Source organism: Streptomyces sp. NPDC001137, from assembly GCF_040298885.1.
GTDB lineage: Bacteria > Actinomycetota > Actinomycetes > Streptomycetales > Streptomycetaceae > Streptomyces.
This window is the reverse complement of the sequence record NZ_JBEPBA010000014.1, coordinates 182,534-209,520: the sequence shown is the minus strand read 5'-3', so window position 1 is coordinate 209,520 and position 26,987 is coordinate 182,534. Positions and strand designations below refer to the sequence as shown.

The 26,987-nt window shown below is 69.4% G+C and carries 22 protein-coding genes; 7 read left to right on the top strand and 15 right to left on the bottom strand.

What is annotated here, in order from left to right:
- Window positions 1–9: 9 nt before the first annotated feature.
- Entirely contained in the window at window positions 10–537 is a 528-nt protein-coding gene (locus ABT254_RS27105) for a universal stress protein (protein WP_115908015.1), read from the top strand.
- A 150-nt stretch (window positions 538–687) separates the two neighbouring features.
- On the top strand, window positions 688–1,254 hold the full coding sequence (locus tag ABT254_RS27100) for a GPR1/FUN34/YaaH family transporter (RefSeq protein ID WP_123965337.1): 567 nt from the start codon (window positions 688–690) through the stop codon (window positions 1,252–1,254).
- A gap of 174 nt (window positions 1,255–1,428) precedes the next feature.
- Here ABT254_RS27100 and glmS read toward each other — a convergent pair whose 3' ends face one another.
- Both glmS and ABT254_RS27090 read right to left on the bottom strand, forming a co-directional pair.
- Window positions 1,429–3,246 (bottom strand): glutamine--fructose-6-phosphate transaminase (isomerizing), encoded by a 1,818-nt coding sequence (glmS, locus tag ABT254_RS27095; RefSeq protein ID WP_351475152.1) that lies wholly within the window; start codon window positions 3,244–3,246, stop codon window positions 1,429–1,431.
- 12 nt (window positions 3,247–3,258) lie between these two features.
- Window positions 3,259–3,516: a hypothetical protein gene (locus ABT254_RS27090; protein ID WP_115908018.1), complete on the bottom strand. Its 258-nt coding sequence runs from the start codon at window positions 3,514–3,516 to the stop codon at window positions 3,259–3,261.
- 176 nt (window positions 3,517–3,692) lie between these two features.
- Between ABT254_RS27090 and ABT254_RS27085 the strand changes: the two genes are divergently transcribed.
- A complete protein-coding gene (locus tag ABT254_RS27085) occupies window positions 3,693–5,258 on the top strand; it encodes a purple acid phosphatase family protein (protein ID WP_351475265.1) in 1,566 nt (521 codons plus the stop codon).
- Between the two features lie 51 nt (window positions 5,259–5,309).
- Here the strand turns inward: ABT254_RS27085 and ABT254_RS27080 are convergent, their stop codons facing one another.
- Window positions 5,310–6,173 (bottom strand): DUF4429 domain-containing protein, encoded by an 864-nt coding sequence (locus ABT254_RS27080; RefSeq protein WP_351475149.1) that lies wholly within the window; start codon window positions 6,171–6,173, stop codon window positions 5,310–5,312.
- Between the two features lie 60 nt (window positions 6,174–6,233).
- Here ABT254_RS27080 and ABT254_RS27075 point away from each other — a divergent pair, with 60 nt between their 5' ends.
- Window positions 6,234–7,820 carry a beta-N-acetylhexosaminidase gene (locus ABT254_RS27075; protein ID WP_351475146.1) on the top strand — a complete coding sequence of 529 codons (1,587 nt, stop codon included), beginning with the start codon at window positions 6,234–6,236 and terminating at the stop codon, window positions 7,818–7,820.
- 131 nt (window positions 7,821–7,951) lie between these two features.
- Here ABT254_RS27075 and ABT254_RS27070 read toward each other — a convergent pair whose 3' ends face one another.
- The 10 genes from ABT254_RS27070 to ABT254_RS27025 all read right to left on the bottom strand — a co-directional run bounded on the left by ABT254_RS27070 (window position 7,952) and on the right by ABT254_RS27025 (window position 20,898).
- Window positions 7,952–9,721 (bottom strand): IucA/IucC family protein, encoded by a 1,770-nt coding sequence (locus ABT254_RS27070; RefSeq protein ID WP_351475143.1) that lies wholly within the window; start codon window positions 9,719–9,721, stop codon window positions 7,952–7,954.
- The gene (locus tag ABT254_RS27065; protein WP_351475140.1) at window positions 9,718–10,260 is read right to left on the bottom strand and encodes a GNAT family N-acetyltransferase; all 543 of its coding nucleotides are present in this window, start codon (window positions 10,258–10,260) and stop codon (window positions 9,718–9,720) included. The genes ABT254_RS27070 and ABT254_RS27065 overlap by 4 nt, the downstream gene beginning before the upstream one ends.
- The gene (locus ABT254_RS27060) at window positions 10,257–11,540 is read right to left on the bottom strand and encodes a lysine N(6)-hydroxylase/L-ornithine N(5)-oxygenase family protein (protein WP_351475137.1); all 1,284 of its coding nucleotides are present in this window, start codon (window positions 11,538–11,540) and stop codon (window positions 10,257–10,259) included. Before ABT254_RS27060 ends, ABT254_RS27065 begins: the two co-directional genes overlap by 4 nt.
- A complete protein-coding gene (gene desA / locus ABT254_RS27055; RefSeq protein WP_351475134.1) occupies window positions 11,524–12,966 on the bottom strand; it encodes a lysine decarboxylase DesA in 1,443 nt (480 codons plus the stop codon). The genes ABT254_RS27060 and desA overlap by 17 nt, the downstream gene beginning before the upstream one ends.
- Window positions 12,967–13,081: 115 nt before the next feature.
- A complete protein-coding gene (locus tag ABT254_RS27050; RefSeq protein ID WP_351475131.1) occupies window positions 13,082–13,915 on the bottom strand; it encodes a siderophore-interacting protein in 834 nt (277 codons plus the stop codon).
- A gap of 141 nt (window positions 13,916–14,056) precedes the next feature.
- Entirely contained in the window at window positions 14,057–15,103 is a 1,047-nt protein-coding gene (locus ABT254_RS27045; RefSeq protein ID WP_351475128.1) for an ABC transporter substrate-binding protein, read from the bottom strand.
- Window positions 15,104–15,252: 149 nt separating this feature from the next.
- Window positions 15,253–16,413 (bottom strand): acyl-CoA dehydrogenase family protein, encoded by a 1,161-nt coding sequence (locus tag ABT254_RS27040; protein ID WP_351475125.1) that lies wholly within the window; start codon window positions 16,411–16,413, stop codon window positions 15,253–15,255.
- A gap of 8 nt (window positions 16,414–16,421) precedes the next feature.
- Window positions 16,422–17,345, bottom strand: coding sequence for a hydroxymethylglutaryl-CoA lyase (locus ABT254_RS27035; RefSeq protein ID WP_351475123.1), 924 nt, complete (start codon window positions 17,343–17,345; stop codon window positions 16,422–16,424).
- A complete protein-coding gene (locus ABT254_RS27030) occupies window positions 17,342–19,270 on the bottom strand; it encodes an acetyl/propionyl/methylcrotonyl-CoA carboxylase subunit alpha (protein ID WP_351475121.1) in 1,929 nt (642 codons plus the stop codon). Before ABT254_RS27030 ends, ABT254_RS27035 begins: the two co-directional genes overlap by 4 nt.
- 11 nt (window positions 19,271–19,281) lie before the next feature.
- The gene (locus tag ABT254_RS27025; RefSeq protein ID WP_351475118.1) at window positions 19,282–20,898 is read right to left on the bottom strand and encodes a carboxyl transferase domain-containing protein; all 1,617 of its coding nucleotides are present in this window, start codon (window positions 20,896–20,898) and stop codon (window positions 19,282–19,284) included.
- A gap of 95 nt (window positions 20,899–20,993) precedes the next feature.
- Here ABT254_RS27025 and ABT254_RS27020 point away from each other — a divergent pair, with 95 nt between their 5' ends.
- The 3 genes from ABT254_RS27020 (at window position 20,994) to ABT254_RS27010 (ending at window position 23,777) form a co-directional block, all read left to right on the top strand.
- Window positions 20,994–21,590, top strand: coding sequence for an SACE_7040 family transcriptional regulator (locus ABT254_RS27020; RefSeq protein ID WP_351475115.1), 597 nt, complete (start codon window positions 20,994–20,996; stop codon window positions 21,588–21,590).
- A 107-nt stretch (window positions 21,591–21,697) separates the two neighbouring features.
- Complete coding sequence (locus ABT254_RS27015) at window positions 21,698–22,855, top strand: acyl-CoA dehydrogenase family protein (protein ID WP_344402751.1); 1,158 nt, start codon at window positions 21,698–21,700, stop codon at window positions 22,853–22,855.
- A 46-nt stretch (window positions 22,856–22,901) separates the two neighbouring features.
- Window positions 22,902–23,777, top strand: coding sequence for an acyl-CoA thioesterase (locus tag ABT254_RS27010; protein ID WP_351475111.1), 876 nt, complete (start codon window positions 22,902–22,904; stop codon window positions 23,775–23,777).
- Window positions 23,778–23,996: 219 nt separating this feature from the next.
- Here the strand turns inward: ABT254_RS27010 and ABT254_RS27005 are convergent, their stop codons facing one another.
- The gene (locus tag ABT254_RS27005) at window positions 23,997–26,288 is read right to left on the bottom strand and encodes an FtsX-like permease family protein (protein WP_351475108.1); all 2,292 of its coding nucleotides are present in this window, start codon (window positions 26,286–26,288) and stop codon (window positions 23,997–23,999) included.
- Window positions 26,285–26,977, bottom strand: a complete 693-nt coding sequence (locus ABT254_RS27000) for an ABC transporter ATP-binding protein (RefSeq protein WP_351475105.1) — start codon at window positions 26,975–26,977, stop codon at window positions 26,285–26,287. Before ABT254_RS27000 ends, ABT254_RS27005 begins: the two co-directional genes overlap by 4 nt.
- Between the last annotated feature and the right edge of the window lie 10 nt (window positions 26,978–26,987).

Below are 26,987 nucleotides of genomic sequence, written 5' to 3'. Positions count from 1 at the left end.
GAGACAGCCATGGCCGGTCACGAATTCTTCGAACCCGCGGACCGCAAGCGCCCCGTCGCCGATCCCACGGCGGCCGAGCCCCAGGCGGCGGAAGAGCCACGCCATTCCTGCGATCCAGCCTTCAAGCACGGCGTGGTCGTCGGCTTCGACGGTTCCACGTCCAGCGAGCGCGCCCTCGCCTATGCGATCGGCATGGCCCACCGTTCCGGATCGGGCCTGATCATCGTGCACGTCGCCAACCGACTGCCCACCACGGTGTGGGCCGGCTGTGAGCCGCCGGTCTTCGTCGACGTGCCGGACCACCGCACCGAGGTGCTGGGGCTCGAGCTCGCCTGTGCGGACTATCTGGCCGAGGTGCCCTGGATCCTGGTCGAGCGCGGCGGCGACATCTGCCACGAACTCGAAGAGGTGGGGCGGGAGTACGAGGCGGACGCGATCGTCGTCGGCTCCACGCAGGGCATCGTGGGGCGGATTTTCGGCTCCGTCGCGGGGCGGCTCGCCAAGCGGGCGAAGCGGCCCGTCGTTGTCATTCCGTAACTCCTCGTTCTCCCAGGTGAGATGCGATCCGGGAACGGACTGATCCCTTTGTGCAGCGCGCAAAGCTACTCGCGCGTAGAGGTGTTTGTGCCTTTGTGAAGGGCATATATCGGTCACCGCACAACTGCACATGCATGAAGGGAGCCCGCCGTGGACAACGACGTCTCCGCGGGAAGCGGAACCACTACCGTGGTCGGCCGACTCGCCCTGGGTATCACCCTGTTGGCGTTCGGACTCGGATACACCGACGTGATCAATGGCGTGTCGGCCGCTGACGCCGTATCACTGGCCCACTACGTAGGCGGCGTTGCGCTCTTCGTCGCCGGACTCCTCGCCTTCCGCGACGGTGACTCCGTCAACGGTACGGCGTACTCGGCGCTCGGCGCGCTGTGGTTCACCTGGGCCGTGACGGCCGGCAACTCGATGTCCGCCAACGCGGCGGGGCTGTTCCTGGCCCTGTTCGCCCTCGTGGCCCTGACGTTGACCCTCGCGGGCGGGGACCAACTCACGCAGGGCACCTACGGGTTGTTCTTCGTCTCCCTGGTGCTTCTCGCCATCGCGCAGTTCGCGACCAGCGGGTCGCTCGCGAAGGTGGGCGGCTGGTTCGCCGTGGCCGCCGGGGCGGTTGCCTGGTATGCGGCTACGGCGGCGTTGGCTCACTGGCCGACGGTGCTTCCTCGGCGTGCTGCCGGTCGGGGCGTGACGGCCACCGGCTAGCTGCGCAGGCCGGGGGTTGGGCGGCCCCCGGCGAATGGAGCGGACCCCCCGTGATTGGTGGCATCACGTGGGGGTCCGTTCCCCTTTTTGCGCCTAAACCGGCGCCGCTCTCGCGGACGTGGTTGCTCGCCGTAGGGGTTACTCAATTATCGCTTCGGCCGTCGCAGGGACTTCCTACTCGACCGTCACCGACTTGGCGAGGTTCCTGGGCTTGTCGATGTCGCGGCCCAGGGCCAAAGCCGTGTGGTAGGCGAGGAGTTGGAGGGGGATGCCCATCAGGATGGGGTCGAGTTCGTCCTCGTTCTTCGGGACGACGATCGTCTCGTCGGCCTTCTCCTCGTGCTGGTGGGCCACCGCGAGGATGCGGCCGCTGCGGGCCTTGATCTCCTCCATGGCGGCGCGGTTCTTCTCCAGGAGGTCGTCGTCGGGGACGATCGCGACCGTGGGGAGGGCCGGCTCGATGAGGGCCAGGGGGCCGTGCTTGAGCTCGGAGGCCGGGTAGGCCTCGGCGTGGATGTACGAGACCTCCTTGAGCTTGAGGGAGGCCTCGCGGGCCACCGGGTAGCCCCGGACGCGGCCGATGAAGAGCATCGAGCGGGCGTCGGCGTACTGCTCGGCCAGCTTCTTGATCTCCTCCTCCTGCGCCAGGATCTCGGTGATCTGGGCGGGCAGCTTGCGCAGGCCCTCGATGATCCGCTTGCCGTCGCGGACCGAGAGGTCGCGGGTGCGGCCCAGGTGCAGGGCGAGCAGGGCGAAGGCGACCGTGGTGTTGGTGAAGCACTTGGTCGAGACCACGCAGACCTCGGGGCCCGCGTGGACGTAGATACCCGCGTCCGCCTCGCGGGCGATCGCCGAGCCCACCACGTTCACGATGCCGAAGACCCGGGCGCCCTTGCGCTTCAGCTCCTGGACGGCCGCGAGCACGTCGTAGGTCTCACCCGACTGGGAGACGGCCACGTAGAGGGTGTCGGGGTCCACGACCGCGTTGCGGTAGCGGAACTCGGAGGCCGGCTCGGCGTCCGCGGGGATACGGGCCAGCTCCTCGATCATCTGGGCGCCGATCATGCCCGCGTGGTACGAGGTGCCGCAGCCGAGGATCTTCACCCGGCGGATCTGGCGGGCCTCACGGGCGTCCAGGTTGAGGCCGCCGAGGTGGACGGTGGAGAAGCGGTCGTCGATGCGGCCGCGCAGCACGCGGTCCACGGCGTCGGCCTGCTCGTGGACCTCCTTGTGCATGTAGGTGTCGTGGCCGCCCATGTCGTAGGAGGCGGCCTCCCACTCCACGGTGGTGGGCTCCGCCGTGGTGCGGGTGCCCTCCGTGGTGTACGTGCGGAAGTCGTCGGCCTTGAGGGTGGCCATCTCGCCGTCGCCGAGAGTCACTATCTGCCGCGTGTGGGCGACCAGGGCGGCGATGTCCGAGGCGACGAACATCTCCTTCTCGCCGATGCCGAGGACCACCGGGGAGCCGTTTCGGGCCACCACGATCCGGTCCGGGAAGTCGGCGTGCATCACCGCGATGCCGTAGGTGCCCTCGATGACCCGGAGGGTCTCGCGGACCTTCTCCTCCAGCGTCTCGGCCTGGGAGCGGGCGATGAGGTGGACGAGGACCTCGGTGTCCGTCTCGGAGAGGAACTCGACGCCGTCGGCCTCCAGCTTGCGGCGCAGGTCGGAGGCGTTGTCGATGATGCCGTTGTGGACGACGGCGACCTTGCCCTCGGCGTCCAGGTGCGGGTGCGCGTTCACGTCGGAGGGGGCGCCGTGGGTGGCCCAGCGGGTGTGGGCGATGCCGGTCGTGCCCTTGAAGCGGGCCGGGACCTTGGCCTCCAGGTCGCGGACCCGCCCCTTGGCCTTGACCAGCTTCAGGCCGGCCGTCTTGGGGGACGTCACGACGATGCCGGCCGAGTCGTAGCCGCGGTATTCGAGGCGCTGCAGGCCCTCCAGCAGGAGGGGGGCCACATCACGCTTCCCGATGTATCCGACGATTCCGCACATATATACGTAGTCCTAGCCGTAGACGATGCGGCGCAACTGCCTGAGCGTAAGCTCCGGCGGCGCGACCGCCCGGTATTTCAGGTCCGCCTCGATCCGTTCGAAGATCTCCGCGTTCACCAGGCCCTGGGCCTGGAGCTCGCGGTGGCGGCGACGGACGTACTCCTCGGTCGTCTCGTCGAAGTAGGCGAGCACGTCCTGGATCACCCGCAGCGCCTCGCCCCTGCTGAGGGGCGTGGACCGCGTCAGATGATCGACAAGTTCCTCGTGCACCCGGTAGATCCTGAGGTACCGAAGGCCGTTTCGCAAGAATCCTGCCCGATATCGGGCAGGCCTGCTGATGCGGCTCTTTGGTGTTCTTATGAATCTCTGTTTGCGGACTGTCCATCCTGAGTCTTGTGCCCCGTCGCTCATGTGGACGAGTTTCAGACGCCATGGACATACCTCGTATGGGAGTACCGGAGCAGCTGGCCGAGCGCATGAGCATGGCCGAGCAGCACGAGTACCTGCGCGCCAGATTCTCACGGCGCAACCTGATGAGAGGCGGCGCCGTGACGATCGGCGCCGTCGCCGGTGGCGCGTTCGTGCCGGGTGCGGTGGCCCAGGCCGCCGTACCCACGCAGCGGACCGCCCCCGCCACAGAGACGGTCGACGGCTCGCTCGTCGCGCCGTTCGGCCGCCACCTCGCCTACGGCAACGACGCCAGGACCGAGATGACCGTCTCCTGGCAGGTGCCGGTCGCGGTGAAGAAGCCCTTCATCCGCATCGGCGCCCACCCCTGGGACCTCTCCCGCAAGATCGAGGCCGAGGTCCGCAGCCTCTACACCCCGGCCGGTGTCGGCGCCAGCGGCGACCACACGCAGTACTACATCCACGCCAAGCTCACCCACCTGCGCCCGGGCAAGACGTACTACTACGGCGTCGGCCACCAGGGCTTCGACCCCGCCGAGCCGCACCTGCTCGGCACCCTGGGCACCTTCACCACCGCGCCCTCCCGCAAGGAGCGGTTCACCTTCACGGCCTTCGGCGACCAGGGCGTCAGCTACCACGGTCTGGCCAACGACAGCCTGATCCTCGGCCAGAACCCGTCCTTCCACCTGCACGCCGGCGACATCGCCTACGCCGACCCGGCCGGCGCGGGCAAGACCGCAGACACCGGCTTCGACTCACGGGTGTGGGACCAGTTCCTGTACCAGACCGAGTCGGTCGCCAAGTCCGTGCCGTGGATGGTGAGTTACGGCAACCACGACATGGAGGCCTGGTACTCGCCCAACGGCTACGGCGGCGAGGAGGCCCGCTTCACCCTCCCCGACAACGGGCCGGACAAGGCGAACCTGCCGGGGGTCTACTCCTTCGTCCACGGCAACACCGCGATCATCTCGCTCGACCCGAACGACGTGTCGTACGAGATCCCCGCCAACCTCGGCATCTCCGGCGGCACCCAGACCAAGTGGTTCGAGGCGCAGCTGAAGAAGTTCCGGGCGTCGAAGGACATCGACTTCATCGTCGTGTTCTTCCACCACTGCGCCTACTGCACCTCCACCGCGCACGCCTCGGAGGGGGGCGTGCGCCAGGAGTGGGTGCCGTTGTTCGAGAAGTACACGGTGGACCTGGTCATCAACGGCCACAACCACCAGTACGAGCGCACCGACGTCATCAAGGGCGACAAGGTCGCCAAGAAGCTGCCGATCGGCGAGACCGCCTACCCCGAGACCGAGGGTGTCGTGTACGTGACGGCGGGCGCCGCGGGCCGCAGCCTGTACGCGTTCACCGCGCCGGACTCCTACGAGGGGCACGAGCACGAGGTCGACTCCGTCGCCTCGTTCATCAACACCAAGGACGGCAAGGTCAACGAGACCGTCGCCTGGTCCCGGGTGCGCTACCTCAACTACTCCTTCCTGCGGGTGGACGTCGAGCCCGCGCCGCGCGGCCACTACGCCAAGCTGAAGGTGTCGGGCATCGCCGAGACCGGTGACCGCATCGACCACTTCACCGTGGCGCGCAAGGCCAAGTAGGCGTACACCCCGAAGGCAGGGCGTACATGTCACAGGCGGCCCTCACCGGCGCTACAGGCGCTTGAGGACCGCCTGTTTGGCCATCGTGAACTCCTCGTCCGTCAGGACTCCCGTGCGGTGCAGCTCACCCAGTTCCCGCAGCCGCCGCAGCAGCGCGTCGTGGTCGTCCCGGGGCGGCTCCTCCAACGGCTTCGGCCCTACGTCCATGGGGGCCGCCGAGGGATGCGGCAGCCGGGCCTGCACGGCCGCCGCGACCAGCGCCATCAGCGGGTCCTTCTTGAAGCCCCACAGCTCCACGGAGTTGGGGTCGTACTTGGGCGGCGCCTTGGTGGCCGCGCCCCGCACGGTGAAGCGCAGATACCCGTTCTCCAGGCCGACCGCGGGCTGCCACTCCACGGCGACGACATCGGTGACGGCCAGAGTACGGGCGCCCGCGGCGGCCTTGGCGTCCTCCGTCTTCCAGTTCCACTCCAGGCGGATGTGCTCACCGTCGAAGCCGGCGGTGCCGTCCCCGGCGGACACGGAGAGCGGGACGGACGGGCCGGGGAGCAGGTACTCGTCCACCGGGTCGGACGCGACCTCGTCCAGGAGCAGGGCGCCTCGGACCTCGTCCGTGAAGTACTCGGCGACGCCGTAGCGGTCGGACTCGACCAGCAGTTGATAGGGGTCGTTGGGCTCGGTGAGGCGGCCTCCGGAGGCGTGCAGGAGCGGGTCGGCGCCGTCGCGCAGTCGCAGCCTCAGCCGTCCCGACTTCTTGCCCTGCTCGAAGGAGATCCCCGCCAACGCGCCCAGCGGGACGACGAGTTCACCCAGCGTGCGGCGGAGCAGGCTGACGTTTCTGTCCCGCCCGGGCGTCAGTCGAAGGGCATCGCCGTCGAAGACCCACGTGCCGTCCCTCTGGATGATTTCCGCCATGGGGGGATTGTTTCATCGGATCTGCGGGAGAGTGGTCTCTACCAATCGGAGGGAGCGCATGTGAGACTGCACCGCGTTCTGGTGTCGCTGCTGCTCGTCGCGGCCGCCGGCACTTTCACGTCAGGAGCGACCATGCTGACGAAAGCGAGCCCGACCCCGCTCGGCCGGGTGGTTCCGGCGCCCGCGTCCGTCAAGGCCTGGGGCTCCCCCTACCGCATCACCGGCGCCACCGCCATCCGCATCGACGACTCCCCGCGGGTGCGCCGGATCGGCGAGTACCTCGCGGACATCCTGCGCCCGTCGACCGGCTACCGGCTGCCCCTGGTCCACCGGGGCCACGGCGGCATCCGACTGCGGCTGGAGCAGAAGACGAAGGGCGGGCCCGGGGCGGAGGGCTACCGCCTGGACAGCTCAGAGGGCGGCATCACCATCACCGCCACCGAGCCCGCCGGCCTCTTCCATGGCGTCCAGACCCTGCGCCAGCTGCTCCCGGCGGCGGTCGAGAAGGACTCCGTGCAGCCGGGCCCCTGGCTGGTGGCCGGCGGCACGATCAAGGACAGCCCGCGCTACGCCTACCGCGGCGCCATGCTCGACGTCTCCCGGCACTTCTTCACCGTGGCCCAGGTCAAGCGCTACGTGGACGAGTTGGCGCTGTACAAGATCAACAAACTGCATCTGCACCTCAGCGACGACCAGGGCTGGCGCATCGCCGTCGACTCCTGGCCGCGGCTCGCGACCTACGGCGGCTCCACGGAGGTGGGCGGCGGCGAGGGGGGCTACTACACCAAGGCCGACTACCAGGAGATCGTCCGGTACGCCGCCTCCCGCTATCTGGAGGTCGTCCCCGAGATCGACATGCCCGGCCACACCAACGCGGCCCTCGCCTCGTACGCCCAACTGAACTGCAACGGCACGGCACCCCCGCTGTACACCGGCACCGAAGTCGGCTTCAGCTCCCTGTGCGTCGGCAAGGACGTCACGTACGACTTCGTGGACGACGTCATCCGTGAGCTGGCCGCGATCACGCCCGGCCGCTATCTCCACATCGGTGGCGACGAGGCGCACTCCACCAGCCACGAGGACTATGTGAAGTTCATGGACCGGGTGCAGCCGGTCGTCGCCGAGTACGGCAAGACGGTGATCGCCTGGCACCAGATCACCGGCGCGCACCCGGCGAAGGGGGCCCTGGCCCAGTACTGGGGTCTGGACGACACCGACGCGGCGGAGAAGGCGCAGGTCGTGAAGGCCGCGCAGAACGGGACCGGGCTGATCCTCTCGCCCGCCGACCGGATCTACCTCGACATGAAGTACACCGAGGACACCCCGCTCGGGCAGGACTGGGCCGGCCTGGTGGAGGTGAAGCGGTCGTACGACTGGGATCCCGGCAACTACCTCGCGGGAGCGCCCGGTTCGGCCATCCGGGGCGTCGAGGCCCCGCTGTGGACCGAGACGATCGTGACGGACGCCGACCTCGACTCCATGGTGTTCCCGCGGCTCGCGGGGGCGGCCGAGCTCGGCTGGTCGCCGGCGGACACGCACGACTGGGACGCCTACAAGGTGCGGCTTGCCGCGCAGGCTGCGCGGTGGGATGCGCTGGGGATCGGCTACTACCGGTCGCCGCAGGTTCCATGGGCCTCCGCGCGGTGATGCGCCTGCGGGCCGGTGGGGGCTGGTCGCGCCCACGCGGCGGAGCCGCAAATTGATACAGCCCCGCGCCCCTAAAAGCCCGACGGGCACCCCCGGAGGACCGTACTCCGGGGGTGCCCGTCCGCCTTGATTCAGAGCCCCGCGACGGGATTCTTGAGGGTTCCGACCAGTTGGAGGGCGCCCGACGGATCCGTCAGGTCGACCATCTGCCGGTTGTTGCGCAGCTGGAGCCGGTTGAGGCAGGACAGGGCGAACTCCGGGGCGAACATGTCGTACCGCTCGAACTTCTCGGCGAGTTCGGGCACCGACGCCTGGTATTCGCGGGTGACCTCCGCGACCGTCCGCCAGAAGTCGTCCTCCTCCAGGATTCCCTCGGCGGCGAGGTTCGCGGAGAGGAAGCGGAAGAAGCAGTCGAAGACGTCCGTGAAGACCGACAGGAGTTTCTTGTCCTCCGGGACGTCCACGCGCAGCCGCTCGATGGCCGGCGGCAGCACCGCGTCCGGGTCCATGACCGCGATCTCCTCGGCGATGTCCTTGTAGATCGCCCGCTGCACGCCCCCGTCCCTCAGGACCAGGATCACGTTCTCGCCGTGCGGCATGTAGACCAGGTCGTAGGCGTAGAAGCTGTGCAGGAGGGGCGTGAAGTACGCCCGCAGGTAGTGCCGCAGCCACTCTGTCGGCGTCAGGCCCGACTGCTCGATCAGCGCGCCCGCGAAGGACGCGCCCTCGTGGTCGACATGGAGGAGGGAGGCCATGGTGGCGAGCGACTCGCCGTCCCGGAGGCCGGGGACCGGGCTCTCGCGCCAGAGGGCCGCGAGCATCTTGCGGTACGGCGAGTAGCGGTCCGTGGCCTTCTCGTACTCCAGGTGCCGGTAGCCGACGGCGGCCCGCTCGCGGATGATCGACAGGCCGGTGGACTTCAGCACCGGGTCGCCCTCGATGAGCTGGGCCAGCCAGTCGTTGATGGCGGGGGTGGCCTCCATGTAGGCGGCCGACAGCCCGCGCATGAAGCCCATGTTGAGGACCGACAGCGCGGTCTTCACATAGTGCTTCTCGGGGTGCGAGCTGTTGAAGAAGGTCCGGATGGACTGCTGCGCCAGGTACTCGTCGTCGCCCTCGCCCAGGCACACCAGGTGCCGGCGGGCGATCTCGGCGGCGAAGGTGACGGTGAGCTTGTTCCACCACTGCCAGGGGTGGACGGGGATGAGGAGGTAGTCGTCCGGGTCGAGGCCCCGTTCGGAAAGTGTGTCGCGGAAACGGTTCAGCGTCACACTTCCCAGCTCCTCCCTCAGGAAGGCCTCGTACTCGACCCCGACCCCGGCCGTGAACGCGGCGCGCGACTTGTGGGCCGCCAGCCACACCAGACGGACCGGGCTCGCCGTCTCGGGGGCGTACGAGAGGTACTCGTGGATGCCGAAGCCGAGCCGTCCGTTGTTGGCGACGAAGCAGGGGTGGCCCTCGGCCATACCGGTCTCTATCGCCTGGAAACCGGAGCGGGCCAGCTCGGCGGCCGGGATCCGCGGTTTGGTGAGCTTGTAGCAGGTGCCGGAGAGGGTGGAGGAGATCTCCTCCAGGTAGACGGGGAGGATCTCGTCGCTCAGGCCCAGCGCCGTCCTCAGCTCGATGAAGAAGTCCAGGGCGGCGAGGGGGAGTTCGGCGCCGTCGCGGGTGCGGGTGATCGAGCCGGCGTCGATCTGCCAGTGGTCGAGGGCGCGGATCACCGCGGTGAAGGTGTACCGGGTCAGGCCGTCGTCGCTGCGGACGACGTAGCGGCCGTCCTGCTGCTCCGGCGTGATCAGGCGCTCGTGCGCGAACTCGGCGAGGGCCTTGCGGACCAGGAGGCGGTTGGCCTGCTCCCAGCGTTCGGGGGAGAGGTGGGCGACGGTGTCGGCGAGGGTCATGCGGGCACCCCCGTCGTGGCGGAGAACTGCTCGCGGGTGCAGAAGCTCAGCAGGGCCGTCTTCTCCGGCTTCTGGATCTCGCGTTCGGGCACGAACCCGACGGCCTCGTTCAGGGCGTGGACGGCCGTGTTGGAGACGTCCGGCTCGACGACGACGCGTCGTACCGCCGGGTCCTCGAAGAGGCGTGCCATCACAGCGGTGATGACGGCCCGGGTGAAGCCGTGCACGGGTGTGTCGGTGGCGGGGGTGAGGAAGTGCATGCCGATGTCGCCCGGCTGCGGCTCGTACAGGCCGACCAGTTCGCGGTGGGCGGGGTCGTAGTACTCCATCAGGAAGGCGGGTTCGCCGTCCCCGCCGAGTCCGAGCAGCGCGTGATGGTGCTCGTCGGCGGCGATCTCCATGTAGGCGCGCTCGACGTCCTCCAGTCTGGCGTCCTGCATCATCCAGAACGCGGCCTTGGGGTGGGTGACCCAGCTGTGCAGGAGTTCGGCGTCGGACAGCGGGTCGAGGGGGCGGAAGGTGAAGGTCGTCGGGCTCATGCGGTGAACTCCTGGAACGCGATGGTCTTCTCGACCGGGTAGTACTCGGTGCCGAGCAGCTCGCGGATGATGTAGCTGTTGCGGTAGGCGCCCATGCCCAGGTCGGGGCTGGTGATGCTGTGGGTGTGCACGCCGGCGTTCTGCAGGAAGACGCCCCGGCCGGTGGTGTCGATGGCGTAGTTGCGGGCGACGTCGAAGTTGCCGTGCGAGTCGTAGAGCAGCCGGTCGCGTACGGGCTTCAGGAACTCCGGCTCGGCGTACTTGTAGCCGGTCGCCAGGATCAGCCCCTCGGACTCGATCTCGTAGTCCTTCTCCTGCTCCTCCTGGCGGAAGGCGAGCGTGTACGCGCCGTTCTCGTAACGGGCGCCGGTCAGCGAGGAGTTGGTGAGCAGACGGGTGGGCACGGGGCCGCCGAGGTTCTTCCGGTAGAGCAGGTCGAAGATCTCGTTGATCAGGTCGCCGTCGATGCCCTTGAACAGGCCCTTCTGCTCGGCCGTGAGCCGGTAGCGGGTGGCCTCCGGCAGCTCCCGGTAGTAGTCGATGTACTCCGGGGAGGTCATCTCCAGGGTGAGCTTGGTGTATTCGAGGGGGAAGAAGCGCGGCGAGCGGGTGACCCAGTTCAGCCGGTAGCCGTGGACGTCGATCTCGCTGAGCAGGTCGTAGTAGATCTCGGCGGCGGACTGGCCGCTGCCGACCAGCGTGATCGACCCCTTGCGCTGCAACCGCTCCTTGTGCTGCAGATAGCGGGAGTTGTGGATGAAGTCGCCGCCCAGGCCCTGGCAGGACTCGGGGATGTGCGGCGGGGTGCCCGTGCCGAGGACGAGGTGGCGGGCCCGGTGGAGGTCTCCGCCCTCGGTGCGGACGAGGTAGTGCCCGGAGCCTTCGTCGTACGTCACCTCGGTGACCGTCGTGCTGAAGCGGACGCTGCTCAGCTTGTTCGCGGCCCAGCGGCAGTAGTCGTCGTACTCGACGCGCAGCGGGTAGAAGTTCTCCCGGATGTAGAACGAGTACAGCCGGCCCTTCTCCTTCAGATAGTTGAGGAAGGAGTACGGCGAGGTCGGGTCGGCGAGGGTGACCAGGTCCGACATGAACGGGGTCTGGAGATGGGCGCCGTCCAGGAACATGCCCGCGTGCCACTCGAAGTCCGGCTTCGACTCCAGGAAGACACCGTCGAGCTCGGCGATCGGCTCGGTCAGACAGGCCAGGCCGAGGTTGAACGGGCCGAGCCCGATCCCCACGAAGTCATATGTGCCGGTCGGGTTTTCAGGACGCGCGGTCAAGGGACTCTCCCAGGTACTGCTCGGCGTGGCCGGCTATCAGGTCCAGGACGGCGGCGATGTCGTCGGTCGTCGTCTCGGGGTTGAGCAGGGTGAACTTCAGGTAGTGGCGGCCGCCCACCTTGGTGCCCGCGACCACCGCGTCACCGGAGGCGAACAGGGCCCTGCGGGCGTACAGGTTGGCGCGGTCGATCTCGGCCGGGTCGGTGACGGTGGCCGGGATGCAGCGGAAGACGAGGGTGGAGAGGGAGGGCTGGACGACCACGTCGAAGCGGGGGTCGGCGGCGAGCAGCTTCCAGCCTTCCGCCGCCAGGTCGCAGACCTCGTCGAAGAGTTCGCCGATGCCGTCGGCGCCCATCACGCGCAGCGTCATCCACAGCTTGAGGGCGTCGAAGCGGCGGGTGGTCTGCAGGGACTTGTCGACCTGGTTGGGGATGCGCTCGGTGACCATCCGGCGCGGGTTGAGGTACTCCGCGTGGTAGGTCGCGTGGCGCAGGGTGGAGGCGTCCCGTACCAGCACGGCGGACGAACTCACCGGCTGGAAGAAGGACTTGTGGTAGTCGACGGTGACCGAGTCGGCACGTTCGATGCCCTCGATACGGTCCCGGTACTTGAGGGAGGCGAGCAGCCCGCAGCCGTATGCGGCGTCGACGTGCAGCCAGGTGCCGTACTGGGCGCACAGCTCGGCGATCTCCGGCAGCGGGTCGATGGAGCCGAAGTCGGTGGTGCCCGCGGTGGCGACGACGGCCATGGGGACCAGGCCGTCCTTCCGGCAGCGCTCCAGCTCACGGGCGAGGGCGACGGTCTGCATGCGCTTGTCGTGGCCGACGGGGATGGAGACCACCGCCTCCTGCCCGAGGCCCAGCAGTTTCGCGGACTTCTTCACGCTGAAGTGACTGACCTCGGAGGCGAAGACACGCAGTCTGGCGAGGGAGTCGGTCTTGGACTCCTCCCTCGCCAGCAGCAGCGCCTGCAGATTGGACTGGCTGCCGCCGGAGGTGAACACACCGTCCGCGGCGGGGCCGAGACCGATACGGGCGGTGGTCCAGTCGATGAGCTTGCGCTCGATCAGGGTGCCGCCGGCCGACTGGTCCCAGGTGTCCAGGGAGGAGTTGACGGCGGACAGGACGGCCTCGCCGAGTACCGCCGGGATGACGACCGGGCAGTTGAGGTGGGCGAGGTAGCGGGGGTGGTGGAAGTAGACCGCGTCGCGGAGGTAGACGTCCTCCAGCTCGTCCAGGACCGCGCCGGTGTCGCCGAGTGGCCGGTCGAGGTCGATGGCGTCGATCCGGGGAGCGAGGGTGTCGACGGTGACACCGGTGAACGGACGGTCGGTGGTGGCGAGTTTGGCCGCCACCCGCTCGACTCCTTCGGTCACGGAGCGGCGGTAGTGCTCCGCGGTCAGGTCATTGAGCAGGTGCGAGCGCATTGGGGGTCCTCCGGTGGGGACAGTCCGTGCGGGCGGAAGCGAGGGTGGCCCGATTAACTTAGGTAAGCCTAACCTAACTTATTTGGGGTTGATCCTGCCCCTCCCGTGACCGCCGTCACTCCTGTTCGCGCAACTGCTCCTCGCTCAGGCCCTGTCGCCAGTAGCCGACGAAGGTGACCCGCCGACGGTCGATGCCGCACTCCCCGACGAGGTGCCGCCGCAGTTGCTTCACGCTTCCGCTCTCGCCCGCGATCCAGGCGTACGGATGCTCGGCGGGCGGCAGTCGGTCGGTACGCAGGGCGTCGAGGGCCATGGGGGACCCCTCGACGGCGCCTGCGTCCCGGACCAGCCAGGTGATCTCGGCGTCGGCCGCGGTCACCAGGTCCTGGATGTCCCCGGCGTCGTGCACCTCCAGCCAGACCCGGGCGCGGGCCCCGGCCGGCAGTGACTCGAGGATCGCCGACACGGCCGGAAGGGCGGTCTCGTCCCCCCAGATCAGCATCAGATCGGTGTCCGAGGGCGGCCGGAAGCGGATCGCACGATTGTCCGCGACCGCCGGCCCGAGCAGCACGACACGATCACCGGCGGCGGCCTTCGCGGCCCACCGCGAGGCGGGGCCGGCGGGGGTGTGCAGCACGAAGTCGATGTCGATCTCGTCGGGGTCGCGGCGCAGGCTCCGCAATGTGTACGACCGCATCACCGCCCGTACGTCGTCCGGCAGTTCACGCCAGGCCTGCCACCACCCGTCCCCGAGTTCGTACGGTACGGCGGGCTCGCTCTGGCCGGGGTGCGGCAGGAAGAGGGACAGGGACTGGTCCTGTCCGTCGGAACGAAATGCCTGCAGGTCGTCCCCACCGAAGGTGACCCGCACCAGAGACGGCCCGAGCCGCCTCGTCCGCAAGACCTGGAGGGAGAAGAAACGGAACGGGGCGGCTATGGCGGTGGTCATATGGGCTCCTGAGTTGCCGTCAGGTGGTAAGTGGGGGCAGGGGCACCAGGCTTGAGGGGCGCGGGGCTGCATCGATATGCGGCTCCGCCGCGTGGGCGCGACCAGCCACAATGGACCCGCAGATACCCACGGCCTCAAACGTCAACTGACCTTCTTGGCGTTCTCCAGCGCCTCGGCGAGATTCGTGAGCAGCGGCGTGCACTTGTCGTAAGACAAGATCGGCTCGGGCGACCGAGAGATGACCTGCCCCGCCTTCACCGCCGGCAGCTTCTTCCAGGTCGCCTTGGTGATGTCGGCCGGCTGAATGGTCGAGGACCGGTCGTCCATCATGATGACGTCAGCCTTGTACTTGTCGACGTTCTCCCAGCTCAGCGACTCGAACCAGCCCCCGCCCTTGGCCTTCGCCTTCTCCGGCGGCTCGACGAAGTTCACGCCGAGCGCCTTGAAGTACTCCAGGTCGATCGAGAGGTTCGTGCCGGACACGTAGAAGAGCGCGTCGCTCGCGGAACCGGCCATCACCTTGATGTCGGGCTTGGCCTTCGCGGCCTTGCGCAGCCGGGCGGCGGCCGCCTCGAACTTCTGCTTCGCCTCGGTGACCTTGGCCGTCCTCATGTCCGCGCCGAGCGACTCCGCGAGCGCCCACATGCGCTGCAGCGGCCCGGTCAGCTGGCGGTCGTAGACGGAGATGCCGACGCTGGGGGCCAGCTTGGCGATCTTGTCCTTGGAGGCCTCGGGGACGTACCAGAGCGTGCCGGCGTCGTCGAACATCGTGGAGATGAGCAGGTCGGGCGCGAGCGCCGCGTACTTCTCGACGTTGAACTGGTCCCAGACGTTGCCGAGGATCGTGACCTTGCTGATGTCCATGTCGCCGGCCTGGACATCGGGCTTGCCGTCCGCGGTCTTCGTCGGGCCGAAGACGCCCTTGACGCTGATGCCGTAGTCGTGGAGAGCGGCGGCGACACCGGTGAACGCGACGATGTTCGCGGGCACTTCGTCCAGCTTCACCGTGGTGCCGCGGTCGTCCTTGAAGGACCAGGGGCCGGACTTGGCGGCGGTCGTCCCGTTGCCGGAGCCGCCGCTTTTCGCGTCGTCGTCGCCGCAGGCCGCGAGCACGGCTCCGAGGCCGAGGGCGCCGCCCGCGGCGAGGATGCCGCGTCGGGTCAGGTGGGTGGCTCTGGCGTTGGACATGCTGTGGCTGCTTTCGAACGGGGCGGAACGCCCGCCGGACAACGTGGAATGTAGGTTAGCCTAACCTCACTCGATGTCCAGGGTGCGGGCGCTCCGGTCCCGAGCCTGTCAGCAGCCTGTGAACAGGGGCCGCGACGCGACGGCCGCGGTCAGCCCACCAGTCCCAACTCCCGTGCGATCAGCATCCGCTGGACCTCGCTGGTGCCCTCACCGATCTCCAGGATCTTGGAGTCGCGCCACATCCGCGCCACCGGATACTCGTTCATGAACCCGTAGCCGCCGTGGATCTGAGTGGCCTCCCGCGCGTTGTCGACGGCGATGGTGGAGGAGTAGAGCTTCGCGAGCGCGGCCTCCTTCTTGAAGGGGGCGCCGCTCACGAGACGGGCGGCCGCGTCGCGCCAGGCGAGACGGGCGGTGTGGGCCTTCATCTCCATGTCGGCGATCTTGAACTGGATGGCCTGGTTGGAGCCGATGGGACGGCCGAAGGCCTGCCGCTCCTTCGCGTACTTCACGGATTCGTCCACGCAGCCCTGAGCCAGGCCGGTCGCGAGCGCGGCGATGGCGATCCGGCCCTCGTCGAGGATGCGCAGGAACTGGGCGTAACCGCGGCCCAGCTCGCCCAGCAGGTTGGCGGCCGGGACGCGGACGTCCGAGAAGGACAGCTCACGGGTGTCCGAGGCGTTCCAGCCGACCTTCGAGTACGGGGCCGCCACCGTGAAGCCCGGGGTGCCGGACGGGACGATGATCGAGGAGATCAGGGGCTTGCCGTCGGGCTTGCGGCCGGTCACCGCCGTGACCGTGACCAATCCCGTGATGTCCGTGCCCGAGTTGGTGATGAAGCACTTGGTGCCGTTGATCACCCATTCGTCCGTCTCCTCGTCCAGACGGGCCGTGGTACGGGTGGCTCCGGCGTCGCTGCCGCCGTCCGGCTCCGTGAGACCGAAGGCGCCGAGGATCTCGCCCGAGCACAGGCGGGGCAGCCACTGCTGCTTCTGCTCCTCGGTGCCGAAGAGATGGACCGGCATGGCGCCCAGGGAGACCCCGGCCTCCAGGGTGATGGCCACGGACGAGTCCACGCGTGCCAGCTCCTCCAGCGCCACGCCCAGCGCCAGGTAGTCGCCGCCCATGCCGCCGTACTCCTCCGGGAACGGCAGACCGAACAGGCCCATGCGGCCCATCTCGCGGACGATCTCGTAAGGGAACTCGTGGTGCTCGTAGAACTCGCCGATCTTGGGCGCCACGACGTCGTGTGCGAACTCCTCGACGGTGCGGCGGAGTTCCTCCAGCTCGGGTGAGAGTCGGTAGTCCATGGCTGTGATCACTGCTCCTGGTGGGAGAGGGCTCGGACGGTGCGGGACGGGCTGGGCCGGCCCAGTTGTTCGGCCATCCACACGCTGGTGGCGACGAGGCGGCCGAGGTCGACTCCGGTGTCGATGCCGAGACCCTGAAGCATCCACACGAGGTCTTCGGTGGCGAGATTGCCGGTGGCGGACTTGGCGTACGGGCAGCCGCCGAGCCCGCCGGCGGAGGCGTCGACGGTGGTGACGCCGTGCTGGAGGGCGGCCAGGGTGTTGGCGAGGGCCTGGCCGTAGGTGTCGTGGAAGTGGACACCGACCTGCTCGACGGGGACGTCCAGTTCGGTCAGCAGGGCGCGTACGTGGCCCGGTGTCGCGACCCCGATCGTGTCGCCCAGGCTCAGCTCGTCGCAGCCCATGTCCAGCAGGGCCCTGGCGACACGGACGACCTGGGGGACCGGGACCGCACCCTCCCAGGGGTCGCCGAAGCACATGGAGAGATAGCCGCGGACATGGACCTGCTGGGACTTGGCACGGGCCACCACCGGCTCGAACATGGCCAGCGCCTCGTCCAGGGTGCGGTTGAGGTTGGCCTTGGCGAAGGACTCGGTGGCGCTGGCGAACACCGCGACACGACCGGCGCCGAGCGCCAGGGCGCGATCCAGGCCGCGTTCGTTGGGCACGAGGACCGGCAGGTCCACCGGGAGATCGCTGATCTGCGGGAACAGCTGCTCGGCATCGGCGAGTTGGGGCACCCACTTCGGATGTACGAAGCTGGTCGCCTCGATCGTCGTGAGCCCCGCGTCGGCCAGGCGGCGGACGAACTCCGCCTTCACCTGAGTCGGCACCGTCGACTTCTCGTTCTGCAGGCCGTCACGGGCGCCGACCTCGTGGATGCGGACGCGGGAGGGCAGGTCCGGGGCAGGTACGACCATGGGCAGCGTCATTTCTCCTCCTCGGCCGGCGTGATGACCGCGAGCACCTGGTCCATGGCGACCGTCGTGCCCGGGGTGACGTCCAGTTCGGCGACCGTGCCGGCGTGCGGGGCGGAGATGACGTGCTCCATCTTCATCGCCTCGACGACCAGCAGACTCTGTCCGGCGCTCACCTCGTCACCGACGGCGACCTTCACCACCGTGACCGTGCCGGGCATGGGGGCGGTGAGTGAGTCGGCACCCGCATGCCGCGCGCCGGTGAGGGAGGCGGCGACCGGGTCGTGGTCGCGCACGTGCCAGGCGTCGCCGTCGCGGCCGATCCAGTCGGCGGCGCGGTGGAAGGTGTGGCGGACGCCGTCGAGGGTGACGGACACGGTGTCGTCGGTGAGGGTGTGGCTGCCGCGTGGCACGTACTCCACGGGGTCCTGCACCCGGAGGTGGAAGCCGAGGGGCTTCGGCGCCCCGCCCAGACGCCATCCGCTCGGCACCGAGAACGGGTCGGTCCAGCCCTCCCCGCGCGGCTCCAGGGCCTCCAGCCGTACGGCCGCCGCCGCCTCGTACACCTCCTCCGGCACGTCGGTGGGGACGAGGCCGTCCACCTCCCGCTCCACAAGCCCGGTGTCCAACTCGCCCGCGACGACGGCCGGATGGGCCAGCAGCCGCCGCAGGAACCCGGCGTTGGTGTGCACGCCCAGCGTCACCGTCTCCGCGAGGGCGGCCCGCAGCCTGCGGATCGCCGTCTCCCGGTCCGGCCCGTACGCGATCACCTTGGACAGCATCGGGTCGTACAGCGAACCGACCTGAGTGCCCTCGCTGAGCCCGGAGTCGGTGCGGATGCCGTCGCCCTGCGGCTCGCGCAGCAGCAGCACGGTGCCACCGGAGGGAAGGAACCCTCGCGCGGGGTCTTCGGCACACACGCGTGCTTCGATCGCGTGCCCGGTCAGTGTGATGTCGCCCTGCTTGTACGGCAGTTGCTCACCCGCCGCCACCCGCAGCTGCCACTCCACCAGGTCGAGTCCTGTGATCAGCTCGGTGACCGGGTGCTCGACCTGGAGGCGGGTGTTCATCTCCATGAAGTAGTACGAGGAGGGGTCCCCGCCCGGCACGATGAACTCCACCGTGCCCGCGCCGCGGTACCCGCACGAGCGGGCCGCCTGGACCGCCGCCTCGCCCATCGCCGCCCGGGTCTCCTCGTCGAGGAGCACGCTGGGCGCCTCCTCGATGATCTTCTGGTGCCGGCGCTGCAGCGAGCACTCGCGCTCGCCGAGGTGCACCACGTTCCCGTGGCCGTCCGCCAGGACCTGGATCTCGATGTGCCGGGGCCGGTCCACCCAGCGCTCCACGAGGAGCGTGTCGTCGCCGAAGGAGGCGCGGGCCTCGCGGCGGGCGGCGGCGATCTCGTCCGCCAGCCGCTCCGCGTCCCGCACCAGCCGCATGCCCTTGCCACCACCGCCGGCCGACGGCTTCAGCAGCACCGGCATCCCGATCTCCCGGGCGGCGCCCGCGAGTTCGGCGTCGGAGAGCCCGCTGCCGCTGGAGCCGGGCACGACCGGCACCCCGGCCGCCTTCACCGTCTCCTTGGCGCGGATCTTGTCGCCCATGAGGGAGATGGCCTCGGCGGGCGGCCCGATGAAGACGAGCCCGGCGTCGGCGCACGCGCGCGCGAAGCCGGCGTTCTCCGCGAGGAAGCCGTATCCCGGGTGCACCGCCTGCGCGCCGGTGCGGGCGGCGGCCTCCAGCAGCCGCTCCACCGACAGATAGCTCTCCGCCGCGGGCGCCGGGCCGATCCGTACCGCCGTGTCGGCCTCGCGGACGTGCCGTGCGTCGGCGTCGGCGTCGGAGAAGACGGCCACCGAGCGCACGCCCAGCGAGCGGAGCGTACGGATCACGCGGACGGCGATCTCGCCCCGGTTGGCCACGAGCACTGTGTCGAACATGGGTCCCCTCCTCACATCCGGAAGACGCCGAACCGGGGCTCACCCAGCGGCGCGTTGGCACAGGCGGTCAGCGCGAGACCCAGCACCTGGCGGGTCTCCAGCGGGTCGATCACGCCGTCGTCCCAGAGACGGGCGGTGGCGTAGTAGGCGTTGCCCTGGCGCTCGTACTGCTGCCGGATCGGTGCCTTGAAGGCCTCCTCGTCCTCCGTCGGCCAGTCCTGGCCCTGGGCCTCCAGCTGGTCCCGCTTGACGGTCGCGAGGACGGAGGCGGCCTGTTCGCCGCCCATGACGGAGATCTTGGCGCCGGGCCACATCCACAGGAAGCGGGGGGAGTAGGCCCGTCCGCACATCGAGTAGTTGCCCGCGCCGTACGAGCCGCCGACCACGACCGTCAGCTTCGGTACGCGCGTGCAGGCCACGGCGGTGACCATCTTCGCGCCGTGCTTGGCGATGCCGCCCGCCTCGTAGTCCTTGCCGACCATGAAGCCGGAGATGTTCTGAAGGAACAGCAGCGGGATGCCGCGCTGGTCGCACAGCTCGATGAAGTGGGCGCCCTTCTGGGCGGACTCGGAGAACAGGATGCCGTTGTTGGCGACGATCCCGACCGGATGGCCGTGGATCCGGGCGAAGCCGGTGACCAGGGTCTGCCCGAACTCCGCCTTGAACTCGGCGAAACGGGAGCCGTCGACCACGCGCGCGATGATCTCGCGGACGTCGTACGGGGTGCGGGGATCGACCGGCACCGCGCCGTACAGGCCGTACGGATCCACCTTGGGCTCCACGGCCGCCGTGACCTCCCAGGGCAGCGGCCCGCGCGCGGGCAGCGTGGCGGCGATGTTCCGCACGATCCTGAGCGCGTGCGCGTCGTCCTGAGCCAGGTGGTCCGTCACACCGGAGACCCGGGAGTGCACCTCGCCGCCGCCGAGCTCCTCGGCGGTCACCACTTCGCCGGTGGCGGCCTTCACCAGGGGAGGCCCGCCCAGGAAGATGGTCCCCTGGCCGCGGACGATGACCGCCTCGTCGCTCATCGCCGGGACATACGCCCCGCCGGCCGTGCAGGACCCGAGGACCGCGGCGATCTGCGGGATCCCGGCCCCGGACATCCGGGCCTGGTTGTAGAAGATCCGCCCGAAGTGCTCACGGTCCGGGAAGACCTCGTCCTGCATGGGCAGGAAGGCGCCCCCGGAGTCGACCAGGTAGATGCACGGCAGGCGGTTCTCCAGGGCCACCTCCTGGGCGCGCAGGTGCTTCTTCACCGTCATCGGGTAGTACGTCCCGCCCTTGACGGTGGCGTCGTTGGCGACGACCACGCACTCACGCCCGCTGACCCGCCCGATGCCCGCGATGACCCCGGCGGCCGGGGCGGCCCCCTCGTACATCCCGTCGGCCGCCAAAGGCGCCAGCTCCAGGAACGGTGAGCCCGGGTCGAGCAGTGTGTCCACCCGGTCCCTCGGCAGCAGCTTCCCGCGCGCGGTGTGCCTGGCCCGCGCCTTCTCGCCGCCGCCGAGCCGCGCCGCGGCCAGCTTGCCGCGCAGCTCCTCGACGAGCGCGCGGTGCGCCGCCTCGTTGGCCCGCCAGGCCTCCGACGCGGGGTCTGCCGCGCTCGTCAGCTCCGGTGCCTCGTGCATCCTGCGGTCCCCTCACCCAGTGGTCGACTGTTAATGAGCGTTAACCATTTCCTTCAGGTTAACGACCGCTAACCTCCCTGTCTAGAATTACCTTCATGGCCACCAGAACCGACGCCCCCACCCGCCGCGAGCAGATCCTCAAGGAGGCCGCGCGGCTGTTCGCCGAGCGCGGTTTCCACGGGGTCGGAGTCGACGAGATAGGAGCCGCCGTCGGCATCAGCGGCCCCGGCCTCTACCGCCACTTCGCGGGCAAGGACGCGATGCTCGCGGAGCTGCTGGTGGGCATCAGCGGCCAGCTGCTGACCGGTGCCAAGCGGCGCCTGGCGGAGGCGGACGGGGGTGACGCGGACGCGGTCCTCGACTCGCTCATCGAAGGGCACATCGACTTCGCGCTCGACGACCGCCCCCTGATCACCCTGCACGACCGCGAGCTGGACCGCCTCCGGGACAGCGACCGCAAGCTGGTGCGCCAGCTCCAGCGGCAGTACGTCGAGCTGTGGGTGGAGGTGCTGCGGAAGGTCTATCCGGGCATCGCGGAACCCGCCGCCCGCTCCGCCGTGCACTCGGTCTTCGGCCTCCTGAACTCGACCCCGCACCTGGGCCGCCCCGGCTCGCTCCCGGGCCGCGGGGCGACGGCGGAGCTGCTGCACCGGATGGCGCGGGGGGCCTTCGCGGCGGCCGCGGCGGAGTGACGAGCGTTACGGGATCACCTCTGGACGCCTCTCCTTACCCGCCGGTACCTTGGTGTTCTGAGCAAGCGCTTAGACATGGACCCAAGGACCAGGTGGAGGTGGCGGCGGTGCGCCGTACGGTGTTCAACGAGGACCACGAGGCGTTCCGGGAGACCCTGCGCGCCTTCATCGAGGCCGAGGTCGTCCCGGTCTACGACGAGTGGTTCGCCGCCGGCCAGGCGCCGCGCGACTTCTACTACAAGCTGGCCGAGCTCGGCATCTTCGGCATCCGCGTGGACGAGGAGTACGGCGGCGCCGGCATCGACTCGTACAAGTTCGAGGCCGTGATGTACGAGGAGACCGCGCGCGCGGGCGTGCAGTTCGGCGGCTCCGGTGTGCACGTGCTGCTCGGCCTGCCGTACATCAAGATGCTCGCCACCGACGAGCAGAAGAAGCGCTTCCTGCCGAAGTTCGTCTCCGGCGAGGAGATGTGGGCCCTCGCGATGACCGAGCCGGGCACCGGCTCCGACCTCGCGGGCATGAAGACCACCGCCAAGCTCTCCGAGGACGGCACGCACTACGTCCTCAACGGCGCCAAGACCTTCATCACCGGTGGCGTCCACGCCGACCGTGTGATCGTCTGCGCCCGCACCTCGGCGCCCACCGCCGAGGACCGCCGCTTCGGCATCTCCCTGTTCGCCGTGGACACCAAGTCCGAGGGCTACTCCATCGGCCGCAAGCTGGACAAGCTGGGCCTGAAGACCTCGGACACCGCCGAGCTGGCGTTCGTCGACGTGAAGGTCCCGGTCGAGGACCTGCTCGGCGAGGAGAACAAGGGCTTCTACTACCTGGGCCACAACCTCGCCTCCGAGCGCTGGGGCATCGCCTTCGGCGCCTACGCGCAGGCCAAGGCCGCCGTGCGGTTCGCCAAGGAGTACGTCCAGGAGCGCACCGTCTTCGGCAAGCCCGTCGCCGCCTTCCAGAACACCAAGTTCGAGCTGGCCGCCTGCCAGGCCGAGGTGGACGCCGCCGAGGCCGTCGCCGACCGCGCCCTTGAGGCCCTCGACGCCGGTGAGCTGACGCCCGCCGAGGCCGCCTCCGCCAAGCTGTTCTGCACCGAGGTCGCCCACCGCGTCATCGACCGCTGCCTCCAGCTGCACGGCGGCTACGGCTTCATGAACGAGTACCCGATCGCCCGTCTGTACGCGGACAACCGCGTCAACCGCATCTACGGCGGCACCAGCGAGATCATGAAGACGATCATCGCCAAGGACATGGGCCTGTAAGACCCGGGAAACCCCTAGAAATCACTGGCGGGTACAACTGTCTGCCATGAGCCAGGCACTACAGGGTCTCCTCGATCTGCTCGACCTCGAGCAGATCGAGGAGAACATCTTCCGCGGCCAGTCCCGGTCCGCCGTCGTCCCCCGCGTCTTCGGCGGACAGGTCGCGGCCCAGGCGCTGGTCGCCGCGGGGCGCACGGTCCCCGCGGACCGGCACGCCCACTCCCTGCACGCGTACTTCCTGCGTCCCGGGGACCCGGGCGCGCCCATCGTGTACACGGTCGAACGCATCCGTGACGGCCGCTCCTTCACCACCCGCCGGGCGATCGCGGTCCAGCACGGCAGGCCGATCTTCGCGCTGTCGGCGTCCTTCCAGGTCCACGAGGACGGCCTCGACCACCAGACCCCGATGCCGCCCGCGCCCGACCCGGCCACGCTGCCCACATCCCAGGAGCGACTGCGCGGCTACGACCACATCGCGCCCGAGGTCGTGGAGAAGTTCCTGGAGGCACGGGAGGCCGTCGACCTGCGCTATGTCGAGGAGCCCCCGTACGGCAAGTTCGGCGAGCCGCGCGAGCCGCACTCCCAGGTGTGGTTCCGCACCAACGGCAAGCTGGACGACGACCCGCTGCTGCACGTCGTCCTCGCCACGTACGTCTCCGACATGACCCTGCTCGACTCGATCCTGCTCGCGCACGGCCGGGGCGGCTGGGCCGTCGGCGACGTGGTCGGCGCCTCGCTCGACCACGCCATGTGGTTCCACCGGCCCTTCCGCGCCGACGAATGGCTGCTCTACGACCAGGAGTCGCCCACGAGCCACGGCGGCCGCGGGCTCGGCCAGGCGCGGATCTACACGCAGGACGGCCGGCTGGCCATCTCGGTGATCCAGGAAGGTCTGGTCCGGGTCCCGCGCCAACACGGTTGATACGCCTCTCCGAGGCGGCGGACACCGTGCCGAACTGCTCGCCGAGCCCGCCGGGCACTTGTTCCGGCCGGAGCGCGCCCCGCACGTGACCGCGCCGCTCTTCGAGCCGCTCGCACGCCTCGCCGGCCGCCGTCACGTCGTCGTGGACGTCGTACGGGGGCTCGCCCGTGTGGAGCGCGCCCCCGGATCGATCGACGGTGTTGGACCGGCCAGTGGGATTCAGTCCCGGCGGATGAGTTCCGGGTCGATGCGGCGGCCGACCAGGGGAAGCGTCCCGATCGTGGCGACGGCCACCACCCCCAGTGCGGCACACGCCAGGACCGGGATGCCGGAGAAGTCCCAGAAGATCGCGCCGCCGCCGCCGATGAGGTAGCTGGACTCGGCCAGCTTGCCGGTCACCAGGGCCAGGGCGAGGCCGATGGCCAGTGGCAGCACGACTTGGGTGCTCTGGACCGCGCGCAGGGTTCTCGCCCGAGCGCCGATCAGGGTGATCGCGGTGACTTGAGGGCGGCGCTCTACTGCTCGGTCGGTGACGGAGACCAGGAATGCCGCCACGCCGATGACCATGCCCATGATCATGCCGAGGACCAGCAGGGTCTCGATCACCGCGATCTGCTGGAGCGAGTCGACATTGACGCCGATCGGGTCGACGGAGGCCGTCGGCGCGACGCCTCCGATGCCGTCGAGGACCTTCCGGACGACATGGCGGTCGGAGCTGCTGGTGAGGATGTACTGGGCCGAGTCGGGGCGGACCGAGGCGGGCAGGGCGGACGGCGGGATGAGGACCTCCGCGGTACCGGCTGCGGACGGCTCGTACGCGCTGTACGTGACCTTTGCGGACGGAAGCGTGATGTTCAACGTCCTGCGGTGGCCGTCCTGCCGGAAGCGGTAGGGGAAGGAGGCCCCGACGTGAACGCCCGGGTCGGAGCTGGAATTGGGGTTGACGAGCCGCAGCACCTTGCCGTCCACGCACCCTTCGGAGTGCCGTACGAACTCGGCGAGCTGGGTGCAGGTGGCGACCAGAGCGGTGACCTGGGTCTGGAAGTCGGGGCCGTCGTGGTTCGGATCGACCCAGGAGTCCATGGTCAGAGCATGCGCACGTACGCCAGGTACATCGGTGAGTTGGCGCTGCTGCCGTCCATTGATCGCCGACAACGATATGGAGTAGTCCTGAGTGGGGCTGCTCGGCTTGCTGACCTCCTCGAACTCGATCAGCACACCCTGGGCGAGCGAAGCGGCGAAGACGAGCAGCACCAGACCGGTGACGACCCGCATGGTGCTGCCCGGTTCCACTTCGTTGCGGCGCATCGCCAGGCTGAGGGTCAGGGACTGGGTGGTTCGGGCCACCTTGCGGGCGAGGAGATACGAGAGCCACGGCAGGGTCAGCACCAGCCCTGTGCCGGTGAACAGCAGCCCGGCCATGAGAAGGACGCCGTACGGGCCCGTGTCGGAGAGGGGATGGCTGGTGAGGCCGGTCGCACAGAATCCTGTGACGATGCCAAGGCCCGTGGCCAGCACCAGGGCTCCCCACACCTTCGGCGGCTTCGCGACGGCTGTACGCCGCACCGCGAGTGGATTGGCGGCCGCGCCCCGGGCACTGGCCCGGCCGACGAACCAGGCCAGTGCCGGGCTGCCGATCAGGCAGACGGCGACCGTGCTCCAGGACAGCGCACCGTCGGCCGGGTACCAGCGCAGGGCGGGCAGACCGGTGCGGGACATCACCTGATTGAGAACCCAGTACTCGCCCAGGCCCAGGACCGCGCCGAGCAGGGCTGCGACCACGGTCTCGGCCGCGTTCACCCGCTGGGTGCCCTTGGTGCTCAGGCCCAGCAGCCGCAGAGACGCGAGACGGCGGTTGCGGGTTGCGGCGGACAGCCGGGCGCAGACGGAGAGGAAGACGGCCAGCGGCAGCAGAACCAGGGTGGCCAGGGCGAAGCGCAGGTTGGTGAGCGTGGAGGGGTCCACGGCGGGGGTGGCGGCGTAGCTGTAGCCGAAAGACTTCAGCGTCCCTGTGTCGCTGTCGTGGGCGACCTTGTCGCGGGTGGTTCCGACGTAGGCATACAGCTCGTCGGGGTCGGTGAGGCCGGACTTGCCGATCAGGCCCTTCTCAAGGCCCGGCAGCAGCCCTTTGAGCGGGGGCTCGGAACGCAGCAGGTCGTGCAGGCGCGGGGAGACGAACACCTCGCCGGGGCCCGGCAGTTCACTCAGGCCGGGCGGAGGAAGCTGGGCGCCTTTGCTGCCCTTGGCGATGAAGACCCTGGTGAACGGCGTGGAGCCATGTGGATCCGTCCGCTTGAGGACGAGCGTCGCATTCGCCTGGAGACGCGACGTGGCCTTCGGTTCCCGAGCGGCGGCCCGTCCGTCGTGCGCGTCGAGGATCGCCGGGATGGTGAGGACGAGGGCGAGGCAGCAGACGCCGAGCGACCCGCCGGCCGCCATCAGGAAGAAACGGACGCGGTTGCCGCGTCCGGCGCCGAACAGCAGGCGCAGACCGAGCAGGAACTCCCTCACGCCGCACCCCGCGGAGTGAGCACGCCGTCGGCCATCGTGTAGTGGGTGTCGGCCTGCGCGGCGACGGCCTGATCGTGCGTGACCAGCACGACGGCGGTGCCCTGGGAACGGGCGAGGTCCAGGAACTCCTTCAGCACGGTGGAGGCATTGCCGCTGTCCAGCGACCCCGTCGGTTCGTCCGCGAAAACGACGGCCGGACGGTGCACCAGGGCGCGGGCCACCGCCACGCGCTGATTCTGACCGCCCGACACCTGCGAGGGACGGCGCTCACGCAACTCACCGAGGCCCAGCCGGTCCAGGACCGTACCGGCCGCCGCCAGCGCGGGCTTCTTGCGCTGCCCGGCGAGGCGCAGCGGCAGGGCGGCGTTCTCCTCGATGGTCAGCTCGGGCAGCAACTCGCCGTACTGGAAGACGAATCCGAAGCGCTCCCGCCGCAGCGCGCTCATCTCCTCGTCGTCGAGGTCGCCGAGATTCCGGCCCTCGAAGCGCACCTGCCCGCGGGTGGCAGGGAGTACGCCGGCCAGGCAGTAGAGCAGCGATGACTTGCCCGAGCCGCTCTGGCCGGTGACCGCGGCGACTTCTCCGCGGGCGAGGGAGAGGTGGGCGTCGCGGACGGCCGGTTGGTTGCCGTAGGAGAGGTCGACTCCCGTGGCGGAGAGGATTTCTGACGTAGTGATGACTTCCCCCAAGAAGCGGGTG